Annotated in this window: 12 protein-coding genes; 10 read left to right on the top strand and 2 right to left on the bottom strand. The window is 66.3% G+C overall.

The annotated features are described in order from the left end of the window. From MHY20_RS11245 to MHY20_RS11235, 3 genes are all read left to right on the top strand, one after another. The coding region (locus tag MHY20_RS11245) for a metal ABC transporter substrate-binding protein (protein WP_239376843.1) at positions 1-827 on the top strand (827 nt) is incomplete at its 5' end. Then, positions 824-1,567 (top strand): metal ABC transporter ATP-binding protein, encoded by a 744-nt coding sequence (locus tag MHY20_RS11240; RefSeq protein WP_239376842.1) that lies wholly within the window; start codon positions 824-826, stop codon positions 1,565-1,567. The genes MHY20_RS11245 and MHY20_RS11240, both read left to right, overlap by 4 nt. Continuing rightward, positions 1,564-2,466, top strand: a complete 903-nt coding sequence (locus MHY20_RS11235; RefSeq protein ID WP_239376841.1) for a metal ABC transporter permease — start codon at positions 1,564-1,566, stop codon at positions 2,464-2,466. The genes MHY20_RS11240 and MHY20_RS11235 overlap by 4 nt, the downstream gene beginning before the upstream one ends. On the opposite strand, the gene MHY20_RS11230 is transcribed toward MHY20_RS11235, so the two are convergent. Then, the gene (locus tag MHY20_RS11230; protein ID WP_239376840.1) at positions 2,442-3,122 is read right to left on the bottom strand and encodes a metal-dependent transcriptional regulator; all 681 of its coding nucleotides are present in this window, start codon (positions 3,120-3,122) and stop codon (positions 2,442-2,444) included. The two genes, MHY20_RS11235 and MHY20_RS11230, sit on opposite strands and share 25 nt — an antisense overlap. A gap of 156 nt (positions 3,123-3,278) precedes the next feature. Between MHY20_RS11230 and MHY20_RS11225 the strand changes: the two genes are divergently transcribed. The 5 genes from MHY20_RS11225 (at position 3,279) to MHY20_RS11205 (ending at position 6,276) form a co-directional block, all read left to right on the top strand. Further along, positions 3,279-3,980: an SOS response-associated peptidase gene (locus MHY20_RS11225; protein WP_239376839.1), complete on the top strand. Its 702-nt coding sequence runs from the start codon at positions 3,279-3,281 to the stop codon at positions 3,978-3,980. A 34-nt stretch (positions 3,981-4,014) separates the two neighbouring features. Beyond that, positions 4,015-4,206: a hypothetical protein gene (locus tag MHY20_RS11220; RefSeq protein WP_183376554.1), complete on the top strand. Its 192-nt coding sequence runs from the start codon at positions 4,015-4,017 to the stop codon at positions 4,204-4,206. A gap of 79 nt (positions 4,207-4,285) precedes the next feature. Continuing rightward, positions 4,286-4,972 (top strand): DUF3800 domain-containing protein, encoded by a 687-nt coding sequence (locus MHY20_RS11215; protein WP_183376552.1) that lies wholly within the window; start codon positions 4,286-4,288, stop codon positions 4,970-4,972. A gap of 246 nt (positions 4,973-5,218) precedes the next feature. Next, positions 5,219-6,091 carry a hypothetical protein gene (locus MHY20_RS11210; protein ID WP_183376550.1) on the top strand — a complete coding sequence of 291 codons (873 nt, stop codon included), beginning with the start codon at positions 5,219-5,221 and terminating at the stop codon, positions 6,089-6,091. Then, complete coding sequence (locus MHY20_RS11205; protein WP_183376549.1) at positions 6,088-6,276, top strand: hypothetical protein; 189 nt, start codon at positions 6,088-6,090, stop codon at positions 6,274-6,276. The genes MHY20_RS11210 and MHY20_RS11205 overlap by 4 nt, the downstream gene beginning before the upstream one ends. A gap of 59 nt (positions 6,277-6,335) precedes the next feature. On the opposite strand, the gene MHY20_RS11200 is transcribed toward MHY20_RS11205, so the two are convergent. Beyond that, positions 6,336-6,548 (bottom strand): hypothetical protein, encoded by a 213-nt coding sequence (locus MHY20_RS11200; protein ID WP_183376547.1) that lies wholly within the window; start codon positions 6,546-6,548, stop codon positions 6,336-6,338. A 154-nt stretch (positions 6,549-6,702) separates the two neighbouring features. Here MHY20_RS11200 and MHY20_RS11195 point away from each other — a divergent pair, with 154 nt between their 5' ends. After that, a complete protein-coding gene (locus MHY20_RS11195) occupies positions 6,703-7,020 on the top strand; it encodes an Lsr2 family protein (RefSeq protein WP_183376545.1) in 318 nt (105 codons plus the stop codon). A gap of 165 nt (positions 7,021-7,185) precedes the next feature. Next, a complete protein-coding gene (locus MHY20_RS11190) occupies positions 7,186-7,656 on the top strand; it encodes a prepilin peptidase (RefSeq protein ID WP_183376543.1) in 471 nt (156 codons plus the stop codon). The last annotated feature ends 168 nt before the right edge of the window (positions 7,657-7,824 follow it).

Here is a 7,824-nt window from a genome sequence, read left to right as displayed (position 1 = left end):
GAGAGAAGCCGGTGGTGTTGACGACGTTCACCGTGCTGGAGGACATCGCGGAGAATGTTGCGGGCGACCACCTCGTGGTCGAGTCGATCACGAAGCCTGGCGCGGAGATCCACGGGTACGAGCCGACGCCGGGAGACATCCGGAAGGCCTCGGATGCCGACCTGATCCTGGACAACGGCTTGAACCTGGAGGTGTGGTTCGGCCAGTTCGTCGAGGAAGTCGATGTGCCTCATGTCGTGGTCTCGGAGGGGATCGATCCCATCGACATCGCGGGGGACGCCTACGCGGGCAAGCCCAACCCGCACGCCTGGATGAGCCCGAAGAACGTGCAGGTCTACGTCGACAACATGGTCGCGGCGTTCAGCGATCTCGACCCGGAACACGCTGAGGACTACGAGAGGAACGGGGAGACCTACAAGCAGCAGCTCCAGCAGGTCCAAGATGACCTGACGGGCGAGCTCGAAAGTCTTCCGACCAGCCAGAGAGCGCTGGTGACCTGCGAGGGCGCATTCTCCTACCTCGCCCGAGATGCCGGGCTGACCGAGAAGTACATCTGGCCCGTCAACGCCGAGCAGCAGGCGACCCCGCAGCAGATCACCTCCGCGATCGAGTTCGTCGACGAGAACGAGGTCCCCGCCGTGTTCTGCGAGTCGACGGTCTCCGACGACCCCATGCAGCAGGTTGTGGGTGCTACGAATGCACGCTTCGGAGGAACGCTGTTCGTGGACTCGCTCTCCGAGGAAGGCGGCCCGGTGCCCACGTACCTGGATCTGATCCGCCACGATGCGGACACCATCACTGCGGGACTCACCGGAGAGGACTCATGACGACAGCGGCGATCGATGTCAAAGGTGTCACCGTCCGCTACGGCGATGTACTCGCCCTCGACGACGTATCTGTTGCGGTGCGGGCGGGTGCGGTGACGGGGCTGATCGGAATGAACGGCTCCGGGAAGTCCACCTTGTTCAAGGCGATCACCGGCATGGTCCGGCCTGACGCAGGCAGCGTCCTGCTGAATGGCGCGCAGCCGGCGCCGGCCAGGCGGCGAGGACTCGTCGGCTACGTCCCCCAGAGCGAGGACGTCGACTGGGCTTTCCCCGTCTCCGTCCGAGACGTCGTGATGATGGGAAGGTACGGCCACCAGGGCTCCACGCGCCGAGTTCGGCCCGCTGACCGCATCGCTGTGGACGAAGCCTTGGAGAGGGTGGAGCTCACGGAGTACGCCGATCGACAGATCGGCCAGCTCTCCGGCGGGCAGAAGAAGCGCGCCTTCGTCGCCCGCGGGATCGCCCAGGACGCACGGATCATGCTGCTGGATGAGCCCTTCGCCGGCGTGGACAAGCGCAGCGAAGCCACCATCGTCGATCTTCTCCGCGCACTCGCTGACGACGGCCGTACCGTCCTGGTCTCCACCCACGACCTCCATGCTCTGCCGCAGCTCGCCGACGACGCCGTGCTGCTGCTGCGAACCATCCTCTTCCACGGCCCGGTGAAAGAGGCCCTCACACCCGAGAGGCTCGCTCTCGCCTTCGGCCTGGACGTTCTGCAGCAGGAGGGTGCCGCATGACCCCGCTCGACTGGCTCCTCGAGCCGCTCTCCTACGACTTCATGACCCGTGCGCTCGTCACGACCGTGATCGCTGCCGTGGTGTGCGCACTGCTGTCGTGCTGGCTGGTGCTCATCGGCTGGTCGCTCATGGGGGACGCCGTCTCTCACGCCGTCCTCCCCGGAGTCGTCATTGCCTACATCCTCGGTGTCCCGTTCGCCATCGGCGCGGTCGTCTTCGGGTTCCTGGCGGTCGGCATGATCGGGCTCGTCCGCGGGACGAGCCGCGTGAAGGAGGACGCCGCCATCGGCATCGTCTTCACCACTCTCTTCGCCCTCGGGCTGGTTCTGATCTCGGTCACACCCAGCCAGACCGACCTCAACCACATCATCTTCGGCAACATCCTCGGCGTCTCCCGCGCAGACCTCGTCCAGATCGCGATCCTGGCTACCGTGGCTCTTGTCACCCTGGTGTTCAAACGCCGCGACCTCACGCTCTACGCCTTCGACCCGACACACGCCCACGCGATCGGCCTGTCTCCCCGATTCCTCGGCGCGCTGCTGCTGGGTCTTCTGGCGCTGACCGCAGTTGCCGCTCTCCAGGTCGTGGGAGTGGTGCTCGTCGTCGCGATGCTCATCATTCCCGGAGCGACGGCCTATCTGCTCACCGACCGCTTCGGGCGGATGCTCGTGATCGCGCCGGTCCTCTCGTCACTCTGTTCCGTGGTCGGGATCTACATCAGCTACTGGGTCGACGCCTCACCCGGCGGCCTCGTCGTCCTCACCCAGGGATGCGCCTTCGCACTCGTCTACCTCATCAGTCCCAAGCACGGCCTGCTCAGCAAGAAGGTCGGAGCTCGCCGGTATCGACGCGATACGGCTCGCCGGCGTGAGGATCAGGTAGGCCCCGCAGAGACGTAGAGGGCATCTGTCGCAGAGCGTCCCAGCAACGTTGGCGAACCCACTTCTCCAGAACGAACTTCCAGCGCATCGGAGAACGGCGCTCCCGCCGCGACCACAAGCGTGACCCCGACTCCGATGCCCTGGGACTCGAAGAACTGCAACATCGCCGGGTCCGTGTCCGAGATCCGCTCGACCACAAACCTGCCCTCCGCTCCGACGTCGGTGAGACGCCGCGCATCAGGCACGGTCACTGTTCCGTCCGCTGCAGGGATTGGATCACCGTGCGGGTCACGCCGGGGGCGACCCAGAACGTCATCGATCCTCTCCACCATCAAGTCCGAGACGGCGTGCTCGAGCTGCTCGGCCTCCTCGTGGACCTCGTCCCACCGATACCCGAGGGTCTCCACCAGAAACGTCTCGATCAAGCGATGCCGCCGCACCATCACCAGCGCGTACGAACGACCGACCTCCGTCAACTCGACCGAGCCATACCTCGCGTGAGACAGAAGACCCTGCTCAGTCAGCTTCCGCACCGCATCCGAAGCGGACGACAGGGCAACACCGGTCCGCTGCGCGATGAGCTTCAACGTCACTGGCTCGTCACTCCACTCGGACAACCCCCAGATCGCCTTCAGATAGTTCTGGGCACTCGCAGACAGCTCATCGACGGACATGGCACGACGATAGCCTCGAATCTTCAACTTAGCTATATAGAACTCGAGGCTTCGGCGCGCCACGGACTCACGTAGTAGGCATCGACCGTGAGGTGCGTCCCGGGCCCGCGCCTCATCCGGCACTGACGCAGAACCCTGAGAACAATGCTCAGCCGAATGAATCTCTCCCCCGGCAACGGAGATGGGCTGCTGCGCTCCTACGTCGCCACGAGCGATGACCGGGCAGCTCAGTGGGAGCCGACCTACAGCATCGCGCCGCGCACGAAGGCTCCCGTGGTGCGCGAGTTCGTCGACGAGGACGGAGCGTCACACCGCACCCTCGAGCTCGCCCGTTGGGGGTTGCACCCGGCGTGGGCGAAGGACAAGGGACCTCGGCCGATCAACGCGCGCCTGGAGACCGTGAGCAGCAACGGGATGTTCCGCGGCGCGTTCTCGAGCGCCCGGGCCGTGATCCCAATGACCGGCTACTTCGAGTGGGTCGAGGCTGCCGACGGCGGGAAGGATCCGTTCTTCATCCATCACCCTGACGGGGAGCTGCTGCACGCCGCTGGTCTCACGGCCGCCAGGAAGGACGAGAGCGACGCGTGGGACGTGTCCTTCACGGTGATCACGCGCGAGGCGCGGGATGCCGGCGGCGAGGTCCACGACCGGATGCCGACCTTCCTGACCGAGGACGCGATCGAGGAGTGGCTCTCCCCCGGGAAGCTCGAGGCCGACCAGAAGGCGCCGCTGCTCGCGCAGCTCGAGGACGTCTCGTCCACGATCGCGGGGCAGCTCGTCACCCGCCCCCTAGATCGGCAGGTCAACAGCGTCCGCGGCCTGGACCGCTCCGATCCTTCCCTGATCGCACCGATCTGACCTCGAGCACAACTGATCGAACGGAGCAGAAGCCATGGCCACACCCGAAGGGTTCTCCGGTCCGCATAGGGTGCTGACCGGCGAGGATGCGAAGGCGATGGGGCAGGAGATCGCCCGCGCGGCCGGCCGACCGGAGGCCCAGAGCGCCGGCCTCCGACCCGGCCGCATACAGCCGAGCGACGGACCCTCCGCCAGCCCTCGCCGCGGCGAGCTCAACGGCTCTTGATCGTGCAGTAGGCCTGCACGGCGATATCGACGCCGGTATCCGCCGCCCGCCGGCGTCTCGTTCCCCATAGGGTGTCAGCGTGAACACTCCTGCTCGACCGCCACGCTTCATCTATGTCGATGACTCTGGCGCCGAGCACACGGGCTTCGCCACCTATAGCTGGGTCACCGTTGCATTCGACCACTGGCGCCAGGCCCTCAGTGACGTCCTCTCCTGGCGTGCCCACCTCACCAGTACCTACGGCATCCCCAAGAACTACGAGCTGCACGCAACACAGTTCGCAAATGGACGTGGAAACCCGTCCTTGGACGACACCTGGAACCGCCGGAAGGCGAATCGCTCAGCCGTGCTCGACGAGACCTTCGATCGCTTCGCCACCTGGGACTGGATGGCTGTCGGGACGATCTACTCCAACTCCACGAGCCACCGCGAGAGCTTCAAGAAGAAGCGCCACCGGGTCTACAGCCACCTCATCCACCATCTCGACGAGCAGCTCCGCAACGCCGACGAGTGGGGAACTCTAGTCATGGATGGCGACGGCTCCGACACTAGCTACATATCCGCGCACCGCGAGCTCCCCCTCGAGACGCGCTCCTTGCTCGAGGACCCCTCGTTCCAGAGTTCAAGCCGCAGCCAATGGGTTCAGATTGCAGATCTCGTTGCTTACGCCGCCTATCAGGACGTTGCCCGAATCCCCGAGAAGCAGTTCGCCTGGCCGTGGTACCCCAAGCTCGCATCGCTCAGCGCCACCACCATCAGCGTCTGACCCAAAAAGAAGCAGGACCCGTTGACCAACGTACGTTGGGCGGGTCCGCAGGTCCGAGTATACCCACGCTTCGACGGCCCGTCCACCCCGCAGGAGACCACCCGGTGCCCTCGACGCCAGGTTGAAGCAGAGCCGCCGCGCGCGACAGATTGATGCTGTGCGGTCACACGACCCCCGGGAACCCGCGGTAGAGGGATGTGGGTGTCGTCGAGGCACCACGTCCACCGTGACCCGAACGGAGATCCGATGTGCCAGTCCCAAGCCGAAGGGGGACGACGCTGCTACGCGCATCAACGCCAGCGCGTCGACAAGCTCGAGCAGCGGCTCGCCGAGACCTCACCCGACACCGCCGAGCACGAGGAGATCACCTCGCGCCTGGAGACCGCCCGGGCCGATCTGATCCAGACCCGCACCGGGCTCCAGGAGCACATCACCGAGCGGACCGCCGCAGGCGGCTCCTACGACGCCGAGCAGCTCACCGCGAACATCAACCGCTACGTCGCTGACTCCCCCACCGGGAAGCCGCTCACGCTGCCCGGAGGATCGTTCCGCGTCGTGCGCGCACACACCTCGCATGGGCACACCGTTCTTGAGGTCACCGGTCCGACATCCGCACGGTCCTACAGCAGTGGGCTCGCGGAGCGGTACACCCAGGACGCCGCGGGGAAGCAGGTCACCAGGGCCACCCCCACTGAGCTCCAACGCGACTTCCACACGATGCTCGTGCTAGCGGACGGCCGCGCCGGCGCGGCCGTCCGCCACAGTGGCGAGATCTCGGCGGTGTACTCCGACGGCAGCAGCCGCGGCGCGACGCGTGCCCTGCTGCCCATCGCAGCAGAGCGCGGTGGGACACACCTCGAGTGCTTCGACACGTTCCTGCCGAAGATCTACGCCCGAAGCGGCTTCGTCAAGGTCGCCTCGATCCCCTTCAACCGAGAATTCGCGCCCGACGGCTGGGACTATTCGGCCATGAGCAGGGTCGCCCCACCTCGCGGAGAACCCGATATCACCTTCATGGTGACGCAGGACCAATACGAGAAACTCGGCCGCCCCGAACCGAGATCGTTCCAGGACTACGATGAAGCCGACGAGTACACCAGAACAGGACACACGTCATGAGCGCTGCTGACCAGATGACCACCTACCCCGACTTCGTGACCGACGCCGACCGGCACGCCTGGGATGAGCTCACCCCTGACCGGAAGCAGCAGTACCTCGATGCCGTGGACTACGTCCGCGCCGAGTACCCCGATGAGGAACTGTCCGTGGCCCTCATCGGCACGGTCCTCTCCTTCGGCGGCTGACCCCGCCTCTCGACTGTCCGGGCCCCGCGGTTCCCCCTGACCGCGGGGCCCGGCGCTGTCTACTTCGCTCCGTCGCGCACTGCCGCCGCACGCAGCACCTCGAACGCCTCGTCGAGCGTGCTCGCCCCCGCCATCTCCAGCAGCTCGGCGGCGCCGGCAGGGCCCTCGTCCGAGGCTCTCTGGATCCGCGCCCCTGGTGGCACGGGAAGCTCCCCACGCTCGGCCCGCTCCGCAAGGGCCGCCAGCCGTTCGTCATCCTCGTGCTCGTCCATCGCATGCCTCCTCGATGCTGGTGGTCCTTGAACGCTACTCGTACGGATCGGGAATTCGCCAAGCATTTGCACAGTCCCCGTCACGCAGAACCCCTCATCATGCGTTCGCCGTTCTGTACGCTGAACGCAATATCTACCCAGGAGGACACGCAGCATGGCCCGCAAGACTCGCATCGTCCTGACCGACGACCTCGACGGCTCCGCAGCCACCTCGACGATCGGCTTCGCCCTCGACGGCGTCACCTACGAGATCGATCTCAACGACGAGAACGCGCAGAAGCTCCGCGACGAGTTCGCGGCATGGGTGGAGCATGCACGGCGCGTCGGGGGCCGCGCCCGACGAGGCACCTCCCGCGGGCGCAGCGACGAGACGAGGCGGATCCGCGAGTGGGCGCAGGCCAACGGGTACGCGATCGGCGACCGCGGCCGCGTCTCCGCAGAGATCCGTGAGGCCTACACCGCCGCCAGCTGAGCCCGTCCCTCACGCGCTGATCGGAGTCGGCCGTCCCCGCGGATCAGGAAGAGTGTCCCCAGCGGTCACATGAGCCCGCCCTAGCCGCGGTAACAGGGTGACCATCCACCGGACGAAGGACACGACGATGCCCAGCCCCAGCAGCCTCGAGGAGGGGTAGCACCGATGTACCTCCTCACGCCCCAGCTCTGGCCGGCCCTCGCCCTCTTCCTCCTGCTCGCGCTGCCGATGGTCGTCACCGATGCACGCGAGTCCCGGCTGCCTCTGCCGCTGAATCTCGGCCTGCTCGGCACCGGCGCCGTCGCACTCCCGATCACCGCGGTCTGGGTTGGCTTCGACCATCTGATCTGGGCGGCCGTCACCTGCGCGATCGCCACCGTCTTGATGCTGGTCCTGTTCGTCATCTCGCGCGGCGGCCTCGGCTTCGGCGACGTCATCCTCGTCGCCGCCCTCGCCCTCTACAGCGGCTTCGTCTCCCCGCTGATGATGCTCGCTGGCATCTGGCTGGGCTGCATCGGCACTCTGGGATGGATCCTCGTTCGGCGTCGACGAGGCATCCGCGGACACATCCCCTTCGGTCCCGGCCTGATCCTGGGAACCCTGCTCGTCCTCGTGGTTCCTGTGGCCACTGCCTGACCTACGAACCTACGAGGTTACGAACCTACGAGGGTCGCGAACGTCGTCCCCGTTACCTTGTGAGCACCCCGATGGACGGGGTCTGGTCGCTCGGCCGGGTATGGCTTTGTTGCCCTGCCATTGATGGTCCGGGGGGTGTTGCCGCCCGGTCGAGAGACACGCGTTGAC

This window comes from Helcobacillus sp. ACRRO (assembly GCF_022347125.1).
Taxonomy (GTDB): Bacteria; Actinomycetota; Actinomycetes; order Actinomycetales; family Dermabacteraceae; genus Helcobacillus; species Helcobacillus massiliensis.
The sequence above is the reverse complement of the archived record's forward strand: the minus strand, read 5'-3'. Positions and strand labels throughout refer to the sequence as shown.